This window comes from Streptomyces sp. NPDC020958, from assembly GCF_055562175.1.
Map to the genome: position 1 here is coordinate 268,705 of NZ_JBVHFU010000011.1, position 18,477 is coordinate 287,181.

The 18,477-nt window shown below is 68.3% G+C and carries 18 protein-coding genes; 9 read left to right on the forward strand and 9 right to left on the reverse strand.

Features of this window, described 5'->3' with window-relative positions:
- Positions 1–23: 23 nt before the first annotated feature.
- A complete protein-coding gene (locus ACZ3KP_RS28755; protein WP_067257758.1) occupies positions 24–647 on the reverse strand; it encodes a TetR/AcrR family transcriptional regulator in 624 nt (207 codons plus the stop codon).
- Positions 648–804: 157 nt separating this feature from the next.
- On the opposite strand from ACZ3KP_RS28755, the gene ACZ3KP_RS28760 reads away from it, so the two are divergent.
- The 4 genes from ACZ3KP_RS28760 (at position 805) to ACZ3KP_RS28775 (ending at position 4,524) form a co-directional block, all read left to right on the forward strand.
- Positions 805–1,800: an NADP-dependent oxidoreductase gene (locus ACZ3KP_RS28760; protein ID WP_383459315.1), complete on the forward strand. Its 996-nt coding sequence runs from the start codon at positions 805–807 to the stop codon at positions 1,798–1,800.
- A 66-nt stretch (positions 1,801–1,866) separates the two neighbouring features.
- Positions 1,867–2,733, forward strand: coding sequence for an alpha/beta fold hydrolase (locus ACZ3KP_RS28765; RefSeq protein WP_383459312.1), 867 nt, complete (start codon positions 1,867–1,869; stop codon positions 2,731–2,733).
- Between the two features lie 31 nt (positions 2,734–2,764).
- On the forward strand, positions 2,765–3,571 hold the full coding sequence (locus ACZ3KP_RS28770; protein ID WP_351476505.1) for a strictosidine synthase: 807 nt from the start codon (positions 2,765–2,767) through the stop codon (positions 3,569–3,571).
- Between the two features lie 119 nt (positions 3,572–3,690).
- The gene (locus ACZ3KP_RS28775; protein WP_055705479.1) at positions 3,691–4,524 is read left to right on the forward strand and encodes an enoyl-CoA hydratase/isomerase family protein; all 834 of its coding nucleotides are present in this window, start codon (positions 3,691–3,693) and stop codon (positions 4,522–4,524) included.
- A gap of 252 nt (positions 4,525–4,776) precedes the next feature.
- On the opposite strand, the gene ACZ3KP_RS28780 is transcribed toward ACZ3KP_RS28775, so the two are convergent.
- Positions 4,777–5,490 carry an SDR family oxidoreductase gene (locus tag ACZ3KP_RS28780; protein WP_055705478.1) on the reverse strand — a complete coding sequence of 238 codons (714 nt, stop codon included), beginning with the start codon at positions 5,488–5,490 and terminating at the stop codon, positions 4,777–4,779.
- Positions 5,491–5,655: 165 nt separating this feature from the next.
- Between ACZ3KP_RS28780 and ACZ3KP_RS28785 the strand changes: the two genes are divergently transcribed.
- Positions 5,656–6,243, forward strand: a complete 588-nt coding sequence (locus tag ACZ3KP_RS28785; RefSeq protein WP_467502787.1) for a TetR/AcrR family transcriptional regulator — start codon at positions 5,656–5,658, stop codon at positions 6,241–6,243.
- A gap of 336 nt (positions 6,244–6,579) precedes the next feature.
- On the opposite strand, the gene ACZ3KP_RS28790 is transcribed toward ACZ3KP_RS28785, so the two are convergent.
- Positions 6,580–7,251, reverse strand: coding sequence for a TetR/AcrR family transcriptional regulator (locus ACZ3KP_RS28790; RefSeq protein ID WP_467502789.1), 672 nt, complete (start codon positions 7,249–7,251; stop codon positions 6,580–6,582).
- 68 nt (positions 7,252–7,319) lie between these two features.
- Here ACZ3KP_RS28790 and ACZ3KP_RS28795 point away from each other — a divergent pair, with 68 nt between their 5' ends.
- Entirely contained in the window at positions 7,320–8,159 is an 840-nt protein-coding gene (locus ACZ3KP_RS28795) for an alpha/beta fold hydrolase (protein ID WP_217236359.1), read from the forward strand.
- Positions 8,160–9,755: 1,596 nt separating this feature from the next.
- Here the strand turns inward: ACZ3KP_RS28795 and ACZ3KP_RS28800 are convergent.
- Positions 9,756–10,769, reverse strand: coding sequence for an NADP-dependent oxidoreductase (locus ACZ3KP_RS28800; RefSeq protein ID WP_467502791.1), 1,014 nt, complete (start codon positions 10,767–10,769; stop codon positions 9,756–9,758).
- A 103-nt stretch (positions 10,770–10,872) separates the two neighbouring features.
- Between ACZ3KP_RS28800 and ACZ3KP_RS28805 the strand changes: the two genes are divergently transcribed.
- A complete protein-coding gene (locus ACZ3KP_RS28805; RefSeq protein ID WP_467502793.1) occupies positions 10,873–11,382 on the forward strand; it encodes a winged helix-turn-helix transcriptional regulator in 510 nt (169 codons plus the stop codon).
- Between the two features lie 34 nt (positions 11,383–11,416).
- Here ACZ3KP_RS28805 and ACZ3KP_RS28810 read toward each other — a convergent pair whose 3' ends face one another.
- A complete protein-coding gene (locus ACZ3KP_RS28810) occupies positions 11,417–12,022 on the reverse strand; it encodes a CGNR zinc finger domain-containing protein (protein ID WP_467502794.1) in 606 nt (201 codons plus the stop codon).
- A 65-nt stretch (positions 12,023–12,087) separates the two neighbouring features.
- Here ACZ3KP_RS28810 and ACZ3KP_RS28815 point away from each other — a divergent pair, with 65 nt between their 5' ends.
- Complete coding sequence (locus ACZ3KP_RS28815) at positions 12,088–12,960, forward strand: alpha/beta fold hydrolase (protein ID WP_467502796.1); 873 nt, start codon at positions 12,088–12,090, stop codon at positions 12,958–12,960.
- A gap of 229 nt (positions 12,961–13,189) precedes the next feature.
- Here the strand turns inward: ACZ3KP_RS28815 and ACZ3KP_RS28820 are convergent, their stop codons facing one another.
- From ACZ3KP_RS28820 to ACZ3KP_RS28830, 3 genes are read right to left on the reverse strand one after another with little or no spacing between them, the layout of a single operon-like run.
- Positions 13,190–14,656 (reverse strand): class I adenylate-forming enzyme family protein, encoded by a 1,467-nt coding sequence (locus tag ACZ3KP_RS28820; protein WP_467502798.1) that lies wholly within the window; start codon positions 14,654–14,656, stop codon positions 13,190–13,192.
- Between the two features lie 35 nt (positions 14,657–14,691).
- Positions 14,692–15,612 carry an alpha/beta hydrolase gene (locus tag ACZ3KP_RS28825; RefSeq protein WP_067257782.1) on the reverse strand — a complete coding sequence of 307 codons (921 nt, stop codon included), beginning with the start codon at positions 15,610–15,612 and terminating at the stop codon, positions 14,692–14,694.
- 7 nt (positions 15,613–15,619) lie between these two features.
- Positions 15,620–16,594: an enoyl-CoA hydratase/isomerase family protein gene (locus ACZ3KP_RS28830; RefSeq protein ID WP_390698732.1), complete on the reverse strand. Its 975-nt coding sequence runs from the start codon at positions 16,592–16,594 to the stop codon at positions 15,620–15,622.
- 211 nt (positions 16,595–16,805) lie between these two features.
- Between ACZ3KP_RS28830 and ACZ3KP_RS28835 the strand changes: the two genes are divergently transcribed.
- A complete protein-coding gene (locus ACZ3KP_RS28835) occupies positions 16,806–17,489 on the forward strand; it encodes a TetR/AcrR family transcriptional regulator (protein WP_067257788.1) in 684 nt (227 codons plus the stop codon).
- Positions 17,490–17,537: 48 nt separating this feature from the next.
- On the opposite strand, the gene ACZ3KP_RS28840 is transcribed toward ACZ3KP_RS28835, so the two are convergent.
- Entirely contained in the window at positions 17,538–18,434 is an 897-nt protein-coding gene (locus ACZ3KP_RS28840) for an SDR family oxidoreductase (RefSeq protein WP_067257791.1), read from the reverse strand.
- Positions 18,435–18,477: the final 43 nt, after the last annotated feature.

Below are 18,477 nucleotides of genomic sequence, written 5' to 3' on the forward strand. Positions count from 1 at the left end.
TGGTCGGCTCGTGGAGCGAGCGGTCATGCGGCGCGGATGTGCTGCGCCAGGGTGGCGTGGACCTGGTCGCGGATGTCGGCGAGCACGGCCTCGTCGCTGCGGTGCAGGCACACGGTGGCGGTGGTGCTGATGTGAATGATCGCGGTGATCACCCGCGCCAGCGTTGCCGCGTCGGCGGCGCCGATGTCCTCGTTGCGCGTGAGCAGGCCCGTGATGCCGTCCTCGACGCGGCCGGCAAGGGTCAGACCCACTTGCCGGTATGGCTCGGCCGGGTCGCCGAAGACAAGTTCGCGCAGATAGGTGCGGCCGTTCTCGATGTGCTCCCGCACGCACTCCACCAGGGGGCGGATGAGAGCGATGACCCGCTCCAGCGCGCCCTGTCCTACGGCGGCGTCGGCGGCGGCGAGGCCGGAATCGACGGCGGCGGCGAACTTCTCGTTCTGCACCATGATCAGCAGCTCGGCCTTCGTGGACGCGTACAAGTAGAGCGTCCCGATGGCGACATCGGCCCGGCGGGCGACCTGCTGCGTCGTGACCCTGTCCACGCCGTGTTCGGCGAACAGCTCGCGGGCGGCGGTCATGATGCGCTCGCGCTTGTCCTGTTTGGCCCTCTCGCGGCGCCCGGTCGGCATGTGATCGCTTCCCATGGGGACCCCCTTGACAATAATTATGAGTGGACTCATAGTTGAGTGTACTCGGATTGATCGGATGGTGCGAGGTCGTGAGGCCCCCGGATGTCGCGCCGGGTTCGCCGATCCAGTCTCAGACCTGGATAAATAGGACAAGTATCAGGAGTGGCGCCCCATGCGAGCGTTCGTCGTCACCAAGTACAAGGAGCCGCTGCAGGAGGCGGAGGTCCCCGAGCCCACCGTGGGGGAGCACGACGTGCTTGTGCGAGTGGAGGCCGCCGGGCTGAACCCGCTGGATGAGAAGATCCGCGCCGGTGAGTTCAAGCAGATCCTGCCCTACAAGCTGCCGCTGATCCTGGGCAACGACGTCGCGGGCACCGTCGTCCGCGTCGGGACGGCGGTTCGCGGCTTCAAGCCCGGAGACGAGGTGTACGCCCGGCCCCACCAGGACCGCATCGGCACGTTCGCCGAGCGCATCGCCGTAGCGGAGGGCGACCTGGCGCTCAAGCCCGCTTCGATCAGCATGGAAGAGGCCGGCTCGCTGCCGCTGGCGGCGCTCACGGCATGGCAGGCGCTGGTGGAGCGCGGGAAGCTGCGGCCCGGGCAGAAGGTGCTCATCCACGCCGGCGCCGGCGGGGTCGGTTCGATCGCGATCCAGCTCGCCGCGCACCTCGGCGCGAGTGTCGCCACCACTGCCAGCGGTTCCAACGCGGCCTACGTGCGCGCGCTCGGCGCGGACACGGTGATTGATTACCGCACCCAGGACTTCGAGCAGCTCCTGACCGGCTACGACCTGGTGCTGGACAGCCTCGGTGGAGAGACCCTCGAGAAGTCCCTGCGGGTGCTCAGGCCCGGCGGCAAGGCCATCGGGATCGCCGGTCCCCCGGACCCCGCGTTCGCCCGCCAGGCCGGCCTGAATCCGCTGCTGCGCCTGGCGGTCACAGCCCTGAGCCGCAAGATCCGCAAGCAGGCGAAGAAGCTCGGCGTGACGTACGAGTTCCTGTTCATGCACGCCAGCGGCGACCAGCTCCGCCGGATCACCACCCTCATCGACCAGGGCGCGGTGCGCCCGGTCGTGGGAAAGGTGTTCCCCTTCGACCAGACCCCGCACGCGCTGCAGTCCCTGTCCCAGGGCGGCATCCGCGGCAAGGCCGTCATCGGCAACAGCTGACCCGCCGCAACCGCGACGGGCGACACGAAACACACAGCGACACAGAACACGCAAGGAGAATCGGTCATGAGCAGCACAGACGCCCCGAACGAACCCGTCATCACCTCCTACGCGAAGGCCCCGGCCCGCACCGTCCGCGCAGGCGGCGTCACCTACGCCTACCGCGAGCTGGGACCGAAGGGCGGCATCCCCGTCGTCTTCTTCGTCCACCTCGCCGCGACCCTGGACAACTGGGACCCCCGCATCATCGACCCCATCGCGAAGGGACGTCACGTCATCGCCTTCGACAACCGCGGTGTCGGGGCGTCCACCGGCCAGGTGCCGGACAGTGTCGAGGCGATGGCCGACGACGCCTACACCTTCATCAGGGCCCTCGGGTTCGACAAGATCGACGTCTTCTCGTTCTCCCTCGGCGGCATGGTCGCCCAGGCCCTGGTGGTGAAGCACCCCGAGCTCGTCCGCAAGCTGGTCCTCACCGGCACCGGGCCCAAGGGCGGCAAGGACATGGACAAGGTCGCCAGAGTCACCTACTGGGACATCCTGCGTGCCACGTTGACCCGTTCGGACCCCAAGGAGTTCCTGTTCTTCAACCGCAATGCCACCGGCAAGCCCGCCGCACGCGCGTTCGTCAACCGGCTCAAGGAGCGCACCGTCGACCGCGACGCGGACATCAAGACCAAGGCGTTCCAGACGCAGCTGAAGGCCATCAAGAAGTGGGGGCGCTCCGCCCCTGACGACCTGTCGTCGATCACGCAGCCCACCCTGATCGCCAACGGCGACAACGACCGCATGGTGCCGTCGGTCCTGTCGGAGGACCTGCACCGGCGCATCAAGGGCAGCGAGCTGATCATCTACCCCGACTCCGGGCACGGCGGCATCTTCCAGTACCACCAGGAGTTCGCCCCCGTCGCGGTCGAGTTCCTGGCTCGATGACCACCACCTGACCAGGAAAAAGGGCAACATCATGAGCACGTCACCGGTCGCCGCGCCCCCGGAAGTGAAGAAGCCTCTCACCTCCTCGATCCTGCTGTGGGTGCGCACCGACCAGCCCCGCCAGACCGGCATGGACCACTGGAAGGGCCCGCACTCAGGGATCATCTCCGCCACCCCGGGGCTGGAGGAGTACCGGCAGATCCACCTCGCCGAGCAGAACACGGGCCTGTGGCCGGCCATCGACGGGGTCCAGACCGCGATCCCAGCAGACCGGAAGATCGACGGCGTCGCGGAAGTCACCTTCCAATCGGTGCTCGCACCCCTGAAAGGGCGCGAGCAGACGAAGCTGGCCTACGCCGACGAGATCAACGTGTTCCGCCGCACCCTGCTCTACGCCGGCCCGCCGAACTCCTCCCGGTGGTACGACGTCGCGGGCCCCGGAGAGACGGTCGGTGCCCGCGCGCTGATCTACCTTCGCCGCAGGGACGGGGTCGGCGCCGGCGCCTTGCGGAAGTTCGTCAACGAGGAGCTCGCCCCCGCGCTCGCCGGCACCGGAGTGCTGAAGGAACTGCGCACGCAGACGTTCCTGCCCTGGACGAAAAAGCTCTGGGACACCCCGGACGTCGCCCACGACAACCCCCACGACCAGCGCTTCCACGCCTCGGTCAGCCTCGGGTTCACCGACACCGCGGCACGGGACGCCTTCTTCAGCGGCAACGCGATCGAGGACCTGTCCGACCGGCTGGCACCGCAGGTCTCCGCGATCCACGCCTACGACGTCGCCGCCGCCCTCACCTACGTCAAGAACGGCGAGATCCTCCCGCACTACCAGGAGTGAGCAGCGCAGACGGGAAACGGGACCGCCGGATCTGCTCGGCACATCCATCCGCCCCGGCTTCCTTGCCCTCCTCGCACCCCAATCGCCGTCTGATACCCACCACGCATCCGGAGCCAGCCATGAGCGAGCAGCAGAGCACCATCCACTACGAGCGCACCTCACCGCAGATCGCGAAGATCACCTTCGCCAACCCGCCCGTCAACCTCATCGTCGGCGAGACCGTCCTGCGCCTCATCGAGATCGTCACCGAACTGGCCACTGACCCGGACATTCAGGTCGTGCTGTTCGACAGCGCCACCCCCGACTTCTTCTACAACCACTTCGACCTGGCCGCCGCCGCCGACTTCCCCGCCCCCGAGGACCCGGACGCGGTGCCGGCCTGGACGAATCTGGTCCTGGAACTCTCCAAAGCGCCGTACATCACGATCGCGGTCATCCGTGGACGCACCCGCGGCGGCGGGAACGAGCTCGCCCTCGCTCTCGATCTGCGCTACGCCAGTCGTGAGAAGGCGATCTTCGGACAGCCCGAGGTCGGCAGCGGACTGCTGCCCGGCGGTGGTGGCAGCGAACGCCTGCCCCGGGCCATCGGACGCGACCGCGCCCTGGAAGCCATCCTCACCAGCGACGACTACGACGCCGACACCGCCGAACGCTGGGGCTGGATCACCCGCGCCCTCCCCGACAGCGAACTCGACGCGTTCGTCGGCACCGTCGCCGCCCGACTCGCCTCCTTCGACCGCGCCTCACTCGCCTCGGCCAAAGCCCAGATCAACCGGGCAACCCTGCCCCCGGACGGGGACCTGGTCGCCGCGTACGGCGAGTTCGCCCACTCCCTCACGCTTCCCGGTTTCCTCACCCGGGCCGCAGGCACGCAGGCCGTCGTCGAACAGGCCGGCATCGACTTCGAGTACCGTCTCGGGCACTACATCGGCATCGCCAACCAGCAAAGCTGACACCCATCAGAAAGTGAGCACGGATGCAGCGGATGCTGCGTCCGTCCTCATTTGCCGCGGGGCCCACCTGATTTCCGACGTCTTCGGCACGATGGTCGGATCGGGCTGCTGCCGGATCGACCGCCGATGTCCTCCACCGCTCGATGGCCGCGACGGTGCACCGCTTCTGGACACTGGTCGGCCGACCGTTCGCACGCCATGGATCACTGGGTCCCCGACGTGAAGAGATCGCGTCGGGACCGAACAACAAGCTCAGGCTTCCGTGCTGTGCAGGTCCGGGTAAAGCGCCTCGACCGGGCCGCTCAGAGCCGCCTTGACCCCCTTGGTCAAGTCGTCGGCCAGGACCTCGTATTCTCCGGCCTCGACGGCGTCGTAGACGGTCGTCACCAGCTGTGTCGGCAGCATCTTGGGGCCGTCGGCGTGCGCGGCCATATCGGTGTCGACGTAGCCCATGTGCACCCCCGTCACGTGGACGCCCATGGGTGCGAACTCGATGCGCAGCGAGTTGGTGGCCGACCACAGTGCGGCCTTGGAGGCGCTGTAGGCGCCGCCGAAGGCATACCAGCTGGCAACGGAGTGCACGTCGATGAGGACTGACCCCTTGTTGGCGGCGAGGATCGGTGCGAAGGCGCGGGCGAGGAAGACCGGTCCGAAGAAGTTCGTCTCCATGTTCGCCCGGATGTCTGCCTCGGTGACGTCCAGCAGGCTCGCGCTCGGCGGGGTGGCGCCCGCGTTGTTGACGAGCACGGTGACATCCGCCGCGGCGGCCACGGCCGCGTCGATCGACGTGCGGTCGGTCACGTCAAGGGTCAGGGGGACGATGCGGTCGTCGTCCCAGGCACGGGGGGAGCGGGCGGTGGCGTAGACCTTGACGGCGCCGCGTGCCAGGGCGTCGTGGACGAAGTGGGTGCCGATACCGCCATTGGCGCCGGTGACGAGGACGACTGCTCCATCGAGGGAGGGCATGGGTTCCTTCTTTCCGAGGGGGATGTGAAGTACGTGGCTGCGCACGGATGGGGCAAGGACACATCGCCCCGCGATGGGAGAATGAGCGGAGCCACATTCGAGCCCACATGACATTGAGTACAATCATAACTGATTACAGTCAGAATCTACCTGGAGGACACCGCCATGCCTCTCGGACGGCGCGAGCGGAACAAGCAGGAGAAACTCGACCGCATTGTCGCTGCCGCCAGTGATCTGTTCGCCGAGCACGGCGTCGATGAGGTCACGACCCAGCAGATCGCGGACAAGGCCGACATCGGCACCGGGACCCTGTTCCTTTATGCCAAGACCAAGGGCGAACTCCTCCTCCTTGTCCAGAACGCCAAGTACGTCGAAGCACTTGAGCGGGGCCGGGCGGACGCCGAGACCGTCCCAGGCGTGCTGGACGCGGTGCTGGCGATCGTCCGGCCGATCGTCGAGTGCAACCGCGTCCAGATCGACAACGGACGCACCTACCTGCGAGAGATGGTCTTCGGCGACCCCGAGGAGCCCCGGCATGGCGCGGCACTCGCCATCGTGGCGCAGACCGAGGAGGCCGTCGCCGCCGTGCTGCGCCGAGACGAGCGGGTCGCCGAGGGCGACGCCGCGACGCTGGCACACATCGTGTCCGCCGTGATGTTCCTCAGCATGGCGGTGAGCGTGAACATCGCCTTGAGCGTGGAGGAGATCGTGCAGGACATCCGGGGGCAGGTCGAGGTCCTGCTGCCTCGCTGAAGTGCGGCCCGGGTGACCATCCGGGCAGTCCTCGGTTGCGGTATGGCCCGAATCCCCGAATGGCAGGTCATCCGGCCGTTGCTGCCCATACCGGTACGACTGGACGGCTGGGGCAGCCGGCCGGAGGGCTACCGGCACCGCGTGCTGCTGGGATTCCCGAGATTGCCCACCTGGACGGCGTCGGGTCCCACTCCCACCCCGCGCCTGGACCGCGCGTTGAGGAAGGTCGCTCGAAGGGGCGGCGGGGTGGTTCTGCCGGTGTTCGCACTGAGGCGACTGGGAGCCGGCCTCGTGCTGTTCAAGGTACTGAGCTGGGCTTGCGTCGGTCGGCTGCGGTCAGGTCTCCGGACTGCTTGCCGCCAGCTGGTCGCTGTTGACCTGTGCCAGTGACGCGAGAATCTCCTTGCGGCAGACATCGAGGATCTCGTCCGCCAGCGGAGAGCCGTCCGGGCATGCCCGCGACAACATGATCGCGCCGACCGAATGGGCGAGCATGTCGATCACCATCATGCGGGCCGCGCGCTGGTCCGCATCTTCCGGTGTATCGCCTTGGGGCTGAAGGGCCGTCAGCAGGTTCTCGATCCCGGCTGCGAACTCTGTTCTGATGTCCGCCGGCTGACGTGCGGCGTCGCCGCCGAGGGCCGCGATGGTGCAGCCGTCGCTGCGCCCGTCGCGATGCTCCCGCGAGACGTAGCGCTCGACGAACTCGGCGGGGTCCAGACCTTGTGCCCGTGCCACGGTCTGCGAGAGCCCGCTCGCGGACGCTTCGGCCATCAGGTCGGCCTTGGAGCGGAAGTGCTTGTAGAACCCGCCGTGGGTGAACCCGGCGGCCGCCATCAGCTCTGCCACACCGACACCGTCATAGCCGCGCTCACGGAACAGCCTGGAGGCTGTCGCGACGATGTGGGCACGGTTCTGCTCTGCCTGTGCCTTGGTGACCCGCATGTCCAGCCGTCCCTTCGTCGATCGGCGCTCGACGGTCCAGCATACATAGATGTCGATCGACATCGAAGAGGTTGACTTTTTAGATTACGATCGTCATCGTATTGCTCACCCCCTCCAGAAAGGCTCAGGCCATGAGTGACACGCATGTGACCGCACCGACTCAGTACATCGAGGTTGACGGCGACCGGTTCGCCTACCGGCGCTGGGGCAAGCCCTCGGGCGTCCCGATCTTCCTGGTCCAGCACTTCCGTGGAGGGATGGACAACTGGGACCCGCTGCTCACCGACGGCTTGGCGGAAGGCCGTGAGGTCATCCTGTTCAACGGCCGCGGCGTCGCCTCGTCATCGGGCACGCCCCGTAATCGGATCGAGGACATGGCCGACGACATCGCCGCGGTCATCCGGGCACTGGGGCTGGAGCAGGTCGACCTGCTCGGCTTCTCGCTCGGCGGTTTCCAGGCGCAGGAAGTCACGCTGCGCCACCCCCAGCTGGTGCGCAAGCTCCTCCTGCTCGGCACCGGCCTCCGAGGCGGGGACCCGACAAGTGACCCCCAGGTGCCTCAGTACGCCCTGAACCCGGTCCCCACCCTGGAGGACTTCCTCTTCCTGTTCTTCGGCCGCTCGGAAGCCGCGAAGCAAGCGGGCAAGGCCTTCTGGGAGCGCCGTCACCAGCGGGTCGACCAGGACCCGCCGAGCTCGCCCGCGGTCGCACAGGCGCAGTTCGAAGCGACTATGGCCTACGCGGAACCGCTGCCGGGCGAGAACCCCTACGCCCACCTGAACGCGATCACCCAGCCGACGCTGGTCCTCAACGGCGAGAACGACGTGATGATCGCTTCGATCAACTCCTGGCACCTCGCCCAGAACATCCCCAACGCTCAGCTGCTGATCTACCCCGATGCCGGGCATGGAGCGCAGTTCCAGTATCCCGAGCGGTTTCTGAAGCACGCCATTCAGTTCCTCGACGAGTAACGCCTGCAGGGCTTCGGTGCAGTCGCTGACGCCTGGTCCGTGCGCGAGAATCCGGCAGGCCGGACCCCGGCCGCCCTGCCCGCTCCCACGGTGTCCACCGCCGTGACCCTCCGGCCGGGACGGCTGATACGTGCCGCACGGGCGTCGAAGACGTGGGCGCCGGCCGCGCCGTCGGTGACCACGACGAGGAGCGCCTGAGGTCCAGCCACTGGGCGGCGATCCGCTCGATCGTGGTATCCGGGCAGAGCCACTCGACGCCCTCGCTGCTGGCCTTGACGACGTGGGCGACGCCGCTCCTTCCAGCGTGCCCCGGGCCGGTCCGCTGGGCGAGTCGGCCCGGGGGCGGCGGGGATAGTCGCCGGACCGGTCCCTGAGGCTCCGCTCGCCGAGACGGGGTCGTACAGGGCCTGACCGCCGCCGCCGAACTGCCCGAGCTCGGTCATCAGCGCAACGCCTCTGGATCTCGCCCGCCGTCCAGGAGGTGATTCCTTGATCATCGGTAGTCGGCTGCGCGCCACGCCCGACGTCCTTTCGCACGCCAGGCGCCTGGGGGGTGTCGGATTCAGGAGGGCCCGGGCGGCGCGGGCCTGCTGCGGTTGGCAGTGGAAGAACGGTGCCGCCGCTGTGCAGTGCGCCGATTTCGAGAGCCGGCCGGCGGATGGCCTCCTCGTACAGAGCCAGAGTGCGCGCAGGTCGGTGTTCTCCTTCCGTGGCCGGCTCAGGTTGGCTTCCGTACGTACGTCGGATCCGGAGGGTTCCGCCAGCGTCGCAGGCCGGGCCGGCGCCGGGATGCGGGGCCGGAAGCGCACGTCGACCAGGGCGGCGTAGTGCCGCGGCCGGCACTTGCCGCACCATCGTGCCGCCAGCCCCGTCCCGCCACGGCGACCACACCGAAGCCCGCGCGCTGACGGATGGGATCGGCCCTGACGACGTCCTGCCCACAGGTAGAAGTCGTTGACCGTGGACACCTCCCGGTCCCAACTCGCCTTTCCGAACGAGGGCCACGCTCATCACGACGCCGCCGCCACTCGAACGCCGCTCGGTGGTCCATGGACGCATCACGCCGGTCCCGCCTGCGTCGCGTGAACCACGGAAGGCCACGTATGTGCGCAGGTCCCGGGCATGAGCGTGTCGGCGAACGTCTTGACCATCGCGCGCAGCAGATGGGGACTCGGCGCGGCGAGGTTGTCCTCGGCGAGGGCGTGCGGGGGCACTGGCAGGTGCGGTCATCGTGCTGATGTCCTTCGGGCTTCGACACCTCGAAGGTCAGCCGATGGCCGTTCATCTATGCGGGCACCAAACCCGATGCCGGAGCGAACCCCGGATCACGTCGAACCCGTACACCACTTACCTGGATGCAACCCGAGGCACGCGGGGCGCGTGGCTCCGCAGACTGCCGCGGCCGCCGGCGGCCCTCGGATTCGAGAGCGGAGTAGAGGGCGCCGTTGGACAACTCCCGTGTCCGTCATGAGCGTCGGGACACGCGAGCCGTCGATGTTGTTCCGCCCGACGCGGCGAGCAGCTCTCGCCCCTGCCGTCGCGTCGTCGGCCCCCCCCGTGATCATGCCAGGAGGATGCCGTGTGGCCGGCCTGATCTCAGTTGCTGTCGGGCGTCATCGAGACCACGACCTTGCCGGCCTTGGTGCGACCTTGCTCGACGTACGCCATCGCATCGAGCGTCTGATCGAACGGGAAGGTGCTGTCGATGACCGGGCGGAGCTTCCCGCTGTCGTAGAGGGCGCCGAGCTCGCGCAACTGGGAGCCATTGGCCTGCATGAAGAAGAACTGGTAGCGAACGCCCAGGGCCTTCGCCTGCTTGCGGATCTTGCGACTGAGCACGTTCATGACCAGCCCCAGGAAGGAGGGAGCGCCGAGCTGCCTGGCGAACCCGGCGTCCGGCGGGCCCACGACGCTCACAGCCAGGCCGCCGGGCTTCAGCACGGTCAGCGACTTCTCCAGGTTCGCCCCGCCCACGGCGTCCAGCACCAGGTCGTAGCCGGACAGCACCTTGGAGAAGTCCTCTTTGGTGTAGTCGACGACGACGTCGGCACCCAGGCTTCGGACCAGCTTCTCGGAATCAGTGCTCGCGGTCGTCGCCACGGTGGCACCGAGGTGTTTGGCGAGCTGGATGACCGTCGATCCGAGTCCGCCGGCACCGGCGTGGACGAGCACCTTCTGACCCTGCTTCACATGGGCCTGGTCCACGAGGACCTGCCAGGCGGCCAGGGCCACCAGCGGCACCGCGGCCGCCTCCTGCGGGGTGAGCGAGACCGGCTTGGGCGCGACGTCGTCCATGTCGATTGCGATGTACTCCGCGAAGCCTCCGATCCGCAGGTCGCGCGGACGGGCGTAGACCTCGTCGCCGACTTCGAAGCCGCGCACGGCGGAACCGACCCGCGTCACGACGCCGGCCACGTCATGACCGAGCACGAACGGAGGCTTGTACTTCAACAGCTGTTTGAACTCCCCGTTGCGGACCATCTTGTCCAGCGGGTTGATGCTCGCGGCGCTCACCCTGACCAGAACATCGCGGTCTCCGACGCTGGGCTCGGGTACCTCGGCGGCGCGCACGCCGTCCTTGCCGTACTTCTGGACGACGAATGCCTTCATGCCGGCCGCCTTTCTCTGTGATCTTCTCGGGCACCTGCGTGCGGTCATGACGCTACTTGTTGAGTATGGAAAAGTAAACTCAGGTCGGGTTAGAATCACCCCCATGGACGCGAGGACGGAAGCTCTTCAGGACGCCGGCACGGACACCCGACTCGACCGGGACACGTCGAACTGCTCGATCGCCCGGACCCTTGAGGTCGTGGGTGAGAAGTGGACGATCCTGATCCTGCGCGAGGTCTGGTACGGCTCGTCCCGCTTCAGTGACTTCGAACGGGTCCTCGGCTGTCCCCGCAACCTTCTCGCTGCCCGGCTCCGGATGCTTGTCGAGGAAGGGATCCTGGCCACCGAGACCTACAAGGAGCCGGGTTCGCGGAGTCGGCCGAGGTATGTGATCACACCCAAGGGCGTGGACCTGGTCCCGGCCGTGATGGGGCTCCTGCAGTGGGGCGACCGCTACCGCGCCGACCCGGAGGGCCCGGCCGTACTGACGCGACACCGAGGATGCGGTGCGCACGTCGATGCCCAGATCCGCTGCGAACGAGGTCATGCCGTGCGCGGGGAGGACGTCGAGAGTGTCCCCGGCCCCGCATTCCGCATGAAGGCCGCTGAGTGAGCTGAGCGCGGTGGCGGCAGGAGCCCGGGTGGGCTCAGTCCGCCGGGGTGTGCTCACTCCGTCTGGCTCGGGCCTGGTGGAGGCGGGCTTTGGTGCGGTTGCCGCAGCGGGACATCGAGCACCAGCGGCGGTTGTGGGCGGGGGAGCGGTCCAGGAAGCGCAGGGCGCACGTGTCCGCGCCGCACACGCGTACGCGCCGGATCTCGGTCGACAGGAGCAGGTCTACGGCGTCCTGCGCGACCAGTGCCAGCGCGGTCGCGGGATCAGCTGCCGTGGTCGTGGTGCCGGCGGGCTCCAAGTGGCCGCCTTTGATGGTGATTTGCGGCGCCGGCCGGGGCACCTGTGCTGCCGATTCGTTGAGCAGCACGACGTCGCTGGAGGAGGGCAGCCGGCCGTCGGAGACCGCGAGTACGGCCCGGTCGACCGCCTCGCGCAGCCGTCGGCCGGACGCCAGGACGGCGGCATCCACGGGATCCGGGATCCCCGGTGTGAGCAGTCCGGCCCGCTGAAGCCAGAGGGTGAGATCGCCCGGGTTCCGGAGCGTCTCCCCCGGCGTGGGTCGCCACCGGTGGCGGAGGGTGTTGGTGAAGTCCAGACAGACCCGCCCGCCGTCCCAGATCCACGTGTCGTCCGTTGCCACGCCTTCATTCTGCACGTTAGGTTTAACCCTCTAAGAGGGTTAGTTCATGCCGGGGAGGCGCATCCGTGGGACAGCCCGCTGTGACCACAGGCGTGACGCAGGTGGACGGGGTCCGCCTGCACTACCTCCGAGCGGGATCCGGTCCTCTGCTCGTCCTGCTCCACGGCTGGCCGCAGACCTCCGACTGCTGGCGGCCGGTGCTGGCGGATCTTGCCGCAGACCACACCGTTGTGGCACCCGACCTGCGTGGCTACGGCCTGAGCGACAAGCCCTCGACCGGATACGACAAGCGGCGGATGGCCGCCGACATGGCGGGCCTCGTCGAATCACTCGGCTTCGAGACGACCGCCGTCGTGGGTCACGACCGGGGCGCCCGCGTGGGGCACCGCTGGGCGCTGGACCGCCCCGAGCAGGTGGAACGGCTGGCTGTGCTCGACATCGTGCCGACCCGGGAGATGTTCCGCCGGCTGGACGCCTCGCTCGCTTCCGGGTACTGGCACTGGCTGTTCCAGATGCAGCCCGACCTTCCCGAGCGGCTCGTGGGGCACGACGTACGCGGGTATCTCGAGTACTTCTTCGAGCGGTGGACCTATAACCGGCACGGGCTGACACCCGAAGCGGTCGACGGATATGTCCGAGCCTTCTCCCGCCCGGGTGCCATGCGCGCGAGTTTCGACGACTACCGCGCCATGGAGCAGGACGTCGCCCTCGACGACATCGACGCCGCCGAGGGCCGCTGCCTCACCATGCCGGTACTGGCGCTCTGGGGTTCCGCAGGGCTGCCTTCCCGCCTGCCGACGCTGGAGATCTGGCGCGCCTACGCGGACGACGTCACCGGAGCGGAAATCCCGGAGTGCGGCCACTTCATCCCGGAAGAGCAACCGGAGGCGCTGCTGGGCCATTTGCGGTCGTTCTTGGCCCACGAGGCGAGTCGGTGACCCAGCCACCACGACGAGAGCGGCGCCCCTGCGGGTCCACAGTCTCACTGGCCGGCCGGGGCAAGTCGTCCGAGCCGCCTCCCGGACCGAGGGGCGGCCCAGTTGCTTCCGGTTGGGCCGCCACGCAGTCAGATCCGGGCCGAGACCGGGGCACCCGCCGAAGCGTCCCCCACGGCCGCGCTGTCGGATATGCGCTGCCTGGGCGTCCAGGTTCGGCGCGCGGTGAAGCTCAGGAAACCGCGACGTGGGCAGCGCGCAAGGAGGCCTTGTCGATCTTCCCGACCGCGTTCTTCGCTATGGCCTCCACCACGAAGAACTCGGTCGGACGCTTGAAGCCGGTGAGGTTGCGCGCACAGAGCTCCCGCAGCGCCGTCAGATCGACGGTCAGGCCTGGTCGCGGCTGTATGTAGGCCACGACCACCTCTCCCCACTTCTCGTCGGGTACGCCGATCACGGCGGCTTCGAGCACCGATGGGTCGCCTGTGAGGACGTCCTCGATTTCCTTGGGGTAGATGTTCTCCCCGCCACGGATGATCATGTCTTTCGAGCGCCCGACCAGGGTCAGGTAGCCCTCGGCGTCGAGGTGACCCACATCGCCCGTGTGCAACCAGCCGTCGACGATGACTCTGGCCGTTTCCTCGGGGCGGCCGAGGTAGCCACGCATGACGTTGGGGCCCTTCACGAGGACCTCACCGTCCGTGCCCGGCCCCACCTCGGTACCTTCGGCGTCGACGATCCGAATCTGCTGGCCGGGGAAGGGAAGTCCCACGGTGCCGGCACGTCGCGGGCCCGCGACGGGGTTGACGGTGGACCCGCAGGTTCCTTCGGACAGGCCGTACCCCTCGACAAGAGGGAACCCGTAGCGGGCTTCGAACCGGTTCAGCAGCTCGGCGGAGGCAGGTGCGGCGCCACAGACTCCGAACCTCAGCGACGATGTGTCGGGCCGCACGTCGTCCGGGAGTGCAGCGAGCATGCCGTAGATCGTCGGCACGGCGCTGAAGAAGGTGGGGCGCTCCTGCTCGACGAGGTCGAAGAAGCTGTGTGGGTCGAACCGGCCGCCCGCGATGACGACGCTCGCCCCCGCGAGAAGAGGCGTGAGAATGCTGACCACGATGCCGTTGACGTGGAAGAGCGGCAGGATCAGCAGGCACCGGTCGGCGGGCCCGATGTCCAGGGACAGGCGGCCCATCTCCGTCATGGCGTCGATGTTGGCGTGGTCCAGCATCACGCCCTTGGGCGTCCCGGTGGTGCCGCTGGTGTATATGAGGAGAGCCAGCGCGGACGGGTCCACATGCGGTGCATGATCCGAACTCGCCCCTTCCGTGTGCAGTGCGCCGACGGCGAGTACGGCAGTACCGTCCGTGACGGGCGCCTCGCGGTCTTCGACCACCAGCAGACGCGCACCGGAGTCCTTGACCTGTCGGTCCACCTCGACGTCGGTCATGCTCGGGTTGACCGGCGTGATGGTGGCGCCGATCCGCCAGGCGGCGAACAACAGCAGCACGAACTCGATGCGGTTCGTCAGCTTGAGGGCCACGACATCGCCGGGACCGATGCCGAGGTCCTGGAGCTGAAGCGCTGCGGCACGGACGCGGTCCAGCAACTGGGTGTTGGTGAGTGACTGGCGCCCGTCCGAGACCGCTGCCCCATCGGGGTCGTGAGCGGCGCGGCGGTCGGGCAGTGAAGCGAAGTTCATGGCGGGCGTACCTGTCTCGGTGTTGTGCGGTCCGGTCAAGGAGTCGATGCCGGCGCGGGGCGCAGCTGCCGGGTGAGGAACTCGATCTGGTCGCGGACCAGGGCCTCGAAGGTCTCGCCGGTGTAGAAGTCGAAGTGGCCGGCGTCGTACCTCTTGATCTCTCCCCGGGGTGCGGTGCGCGCGTACCTGAGGGTCTGGGCGGGAGGCGTGACGGAGTCGGTGTTGCTGACGCAGAAGAGGATCGGCATGGCGACCTTCTTCGCGGCACGCCCAGGCCGGTAGGTAGCGATGGTCGGAATGACCCGTGCCGCCACCTCGTTGCGGAATGTCGTGCCGGGCGGCTGGAGCGTCTGGTAGCCGGGCAGGGCGTCAGGGGCGTTCATGAGGGCCGGCGAACCGGGGGCGGAGGCGATGGGAACCATCGCGGGTGCCTTGCCGCGCACTCTGGCCGCCATGTCCCGAGCGAGCACGGGGGTCATTTTGAGCGAGGCGACCGGGCCGAGCGCGAGCGCGGAGGCGAGACCATCGGTGAACGGGCACTGGGACACGGCCGCGCGCAGTTCGGGATGCCGAGAGGCGACGGTGATGGCGTGGCCTCCGCCGAAGGAGCTGCCCCACACCGCGATGCGGGAGCGGTCGACGTCAGGGCGGGCCTTGACGTAGGCGATGGCGGCGTCCCAGTCGGCGAGCTGACGCTTGATCGACAGGAGCTGGCGCGGGTGGCCGCCGCTGTCGCCGAAGTGCCGGTAGGTGAAGGCCACGGCGGCGATGCCGGCCTGAGCGAAACGCTCGGCGAAGGCGTCCAGGCGCATCTCGCGGGTGGCGCCGAGGCCGTGCCCGAGGATGACGACGGGCGGGGAGGTGACGCCGGTCGGGAGGTAGAGCCATCCGGCACAGGTGCTGTCGCCGGAGGGGAAGGTGATGTCGTGGCGGGTGAAGGAGTGCGCAGTGGTCATCGTCTGCTCACCGCCGCGTCGTCTTCGTCGAGCGGTGCCCGGGCACGCTGCCCGAGGCGAGCGCCTGGGCGTAGGTGTCCGGGTTGTAGAGCGGGAGCTCGCCGGTGACGTCCGTCGTCTTCATGTAGTCGAGCATCAGTTCCTGGCCGTCCTTCGACATGACTCGGGTGAAGAACTCGGCGCGTTCGACGTGGAGTCCGTCCTCCAGGGGCATCGAGCCGCCGAGGTATACCGACCTCTTGGCGGCCGCGACCGACCCCTTCGACCGCCGGCCGAAGTGCTCTGCGAGCTCGACCGCCTGCGCGACGACCTTGTCCTGGGGTACGACCTTGTCGACCGCCCCGTTGGCGAGCGCTTCCGCGGGCGTGAACGGCTTGCCTTCGAGGATCGCGGCCAGGGACCGGTGGGTGCCGATCAGGCGGGTCAGCCGCTGGGTGCCGCCTCCGCCCGGGATGATGCCGAGGAGGATTTCGGGCTGGCCGATGAAGAAGTCCCCGTCGGCCATGACCCGCAGATCGCAGGCCCAGGCGAACTCGGCGCCGAGGCCGAGAGCCGAACCGTTGAGCGCGGCGACGAAGAGGACACCGCTGGCGTTCATCCGGAGGAAGGTCGTGTGCAGACGCTCCAGCTGGAGGGCACCCCGCATCGGGGTCCTGCGCATGAGTGCCCCGAGGACCCGGGACCGGTCCACGTGCTTCGCCATGCGTACGACGGCGGCGGCACCGCGTCGGCCGACCGTCGGGCTCGCGGCGCCCTCTTCCTGCAGCCACCGGACCGCGGCATGGCTGACGAACCGCTCGGGATGTGCCCCGGTGAAGACGACGGCACGGATGCTCGGATCGCGGTCGACCCGGGTCACCAGCTTGTCCAGCTGATGGGCGATGTCGAGGCCGAACAACTGGTGCGGGCCGCCGTCGACCCGGACGACAAGGACGGCTCCGCGGTCCTCGATCTCCAGATGACCCTTGTCTTTGTATGGCATGGATTCTGCTCCCGTGCTGGGTTCATGGGGGAGTGCAAAGCGAGTGAGGGAGGGGCTGCCGGCGCCAGGAATCTGGGACAGTGCGTGAAAGCCCGTCCGGGGAGGCGCGCCCGTGTCCGAAACGGCACGTCGCTCGAGATGTGTACTATTGCCGTGACGAGTTACATAACCAAGTTATTTCAAGAGTGTCAATGGTGGAGGCGCGAGAGGCATGGCAGGGCGGCCGAGGCTCGATGACGCACCGGAGCGGCTTGTGCGAGCCGCTGTCGGCCTGCTGGCCGAACAGGGGCCGTCGGCCATTAAGGCGCGTACGGTGGCGTCCGCGAGCGGGCTGTCGACGATGGTCGTCTACGGCCACTTCGGTGGGATCCCCGAACTGATGCGCGCCGTCGCCGACCACGGCTTCAGGGAGCTCGGCGCGGCGTTCGCCCAGGTGCCGGTGACGGATGATCCGATCGCGGATCTCTTCGCCATGGCTTTGACCTGCCGCCGAGTGGCCCACGAGAACCCTCACCTGTACGACCTGATGTTCGGCCTGTCCACTCGTGCGACGTACCGGCCGCTGTCGGACGCGGACCTTCGCTTGAGCGGACATTCGCCGGCCTTCCGGGATGCCCACGTCCATATCACCGCGGCATGTCGACGGCTCGTGGACTCGGGCAGGGCCGAGCGGCAGGAACCTGAAGTCATAGCCGCCCAGTTGTGGAGTCTGGTCCACGGGTACGTCACCCTTGAGCTGGCCGAGCACTTCGGCGAGTTCGAGGATCCCGTGGTGCAGGTGATGCGGCCGATGGGCGTGAACTTCTCTGTCGGTCTGGGCGACGAGCGGGAACGGGCCGAAGCCTCGCACGAGGCGGGCGCGCGCCTGTACGACTCAATCGTTCAAGGTCGGTGAAAGTCGGTAGGGCAGGGCGCTGTCCCGCGCGGGACCACCCATGTGCGGCTAGGGCGACTTGGTCTCCGCGGCAGAGGCACCGGTGCCCGGCGTGAGCTGGTCATGCCTCCCCAGCGCCGCGACCTCCCGTTCGAGGGACGGAACGGCACGGGCCGCGAAGCGCCTCGCCCATGGCCAGGCCAGTGGCGAATTCAGCGCTGCCTTGGCCCAGTTGGCCACGACGACCGCGCGGGGGACGTACACGCGGCTGCGGCGGCGGACGAGCCCGTCGACGATCGCGGCAGCCGCCCGGTCGGCACTCGTGGTGACATTGCCCGGGTAGGGAAGCCGGTTGCGCAGGCCCTGGAACGAGGGAAGGTCCGCCTCGGCGCCCCGGACGAGATCCGTGTCGATCCAGGAGGGGTGCACCAGGCCGACCGTGACGCCGAGGTGCGCCACCTCCTGGCGGTAGGTCAGGGCGAGCAGCTCGGCCGCGGCCTTGCTGGCGCCGTAGGAGGCCATCGCCGCCAGCGGCATGAAGGACAGCGCGGACGCCACGACCAGTACGTGTCCCCGGCTGCGCTCCAGATGGGGAGTCACGTACTTGAGGGTCCGGAAGACACCGTTCAGATTGATGTCCAGGACCCGCTCGAACGACGCCTCGTCCGTCTGTCGCACGGTCCCGTACGCCACGACCCCGGCATTGGCGACGACCAGATCGATGCCGCCCATGACCCCCGCGGCCTCGTCGATCGCTGACCGCAGGACGGTGCCGTCGCGCACATCGGCCTCACGCCAGGAAGCGGCGGGGCCCAGCTCGCGGGCGAGGTCACGGAGCCGATCGGGTTCCAGTCCGATCAAGGCCACCTGAGCGCCTCGGGCGATGGCCAGGCGGGCCACCTTCTCGCCGATGCCGCGCGCCGCTCCGGTGACAACCAGTTTTCTGCCCAGCAAGTCACGTTTCATGGCCGCAACATAACTTCGTTATTTATTGAGCGCAAGATGTCGC

Coding starts and splice junctions, on each gene's coding strand:
- ACZ3KP_RS28755 (WP_067257758.1), bottom strand. CDS start 647: ATGGGAAGCGATCACATGCCGACCGGGCGCCGCGAGAGGGCCAAACAG.
- ACZ3KP_RS28760 (WP_383459315.1), top strand. CDS start 805: ATGCGAGCGTTCGTCGTCACCAAGTACAAGGAGCCGCTGCAGGAGGCG.
- ACZ3KP_RS28765 (WP_383459312.1), top strand. CDS start 1,867: ATGAGCAGCACAGACGCCCCGAACGAACCCGTCATCACCTCCTACGCG.
- ACZ3KP_RS28770 (WP_351476505.1), top strand. CDS start 2,765: ATGAGCACGTCACCGGTCGCCGCGCCCCCGGAAGTGAAGAAGCCTCTC.
- ACZ3KP_RS28775 (WP_055705479.1), top strand. CDS start 3,691: ATGAGCGAGCAGCAGAGCACCATCCACTACGAGCGCACCTCACCGCAG.
- ACZ3KP_RS28780 (WP_055705478.1), bottom strand. CDS start 5,490: ATGCCCTCCCTCGATGGAGCAGTCGTCCTCGTCACCGGCGCCAATGGC.
- ACZ3KP_RS28785 (WP_467502787.1), top strand. CDS start 5,656: ATGCCTCTCGGACGGCGCGAGCGGAACAAGCAGGAGAAACTCGACCGC.
- ACZ3KP_RS28790 (WP_467502789.1), bottom strand. CDS start 7,251: ATGTCGATCGACATCTATGTATGCTGGACCGTCGAGCGCCGATCGACG.
- ACZ3KP_RS28795 (WP_217236359.1), top strand. CDS start 7,320: ATGAGTGACACGCATGTGACCGCACCGACTCAGTACATCGAGGTTGAC.
- ACZ3KP_RS28800 (WP_467502791.1), bottom strand. CDS start 10,769: ATGAAGGCATTCGTCGTCCAGAAGTACGGCAAGGACGGCGTGCGCGCC.
- ACZ3KP_RS28805 (WP_467502793.1), top strand. CDS start 10,873: ATGGACGCGAGGACGGAAGCTCTTCAGGACGCCGGCACGGACACCCGA.
- ACZ3KP_RS28820 (WP_467502798.1), bottom strand. CDS start 14,656: ATGAACTTCGCTTCACTGCCCGACCGCCGCGCCGCTCACGACCCCGAT.
- ACZ3KP_RS28825 (WP_067257782.1), bottom strand. CDS start 15,612: ATGACCACTGCGCACTCCTTCACCCGCCACGACATCACCTTCCCCTCC.
- ACZ3KP_RS28830 (WP_390698732.1), bottom strand. CDS start 16,594: ATGCCATACAAAGACAAGGGTCATCTGGAGATCGAGGACCGCGGAGCC.
- ACZ3KP_RS28835 (WP_067257788.1), top strand. CDS start 16,806: ATGGCAGGGCGGCCGAGGCTCGATGACGCACCGGAGCGGCTTGTGCGA.
- ACZ3KP_RS28840 (WP_067257791.1), bottom strand. CDS start 18,434: ATGAAACGTGACTTGCTGGGCAGAAAACTGGTTGTCACCGGAGCGGCG.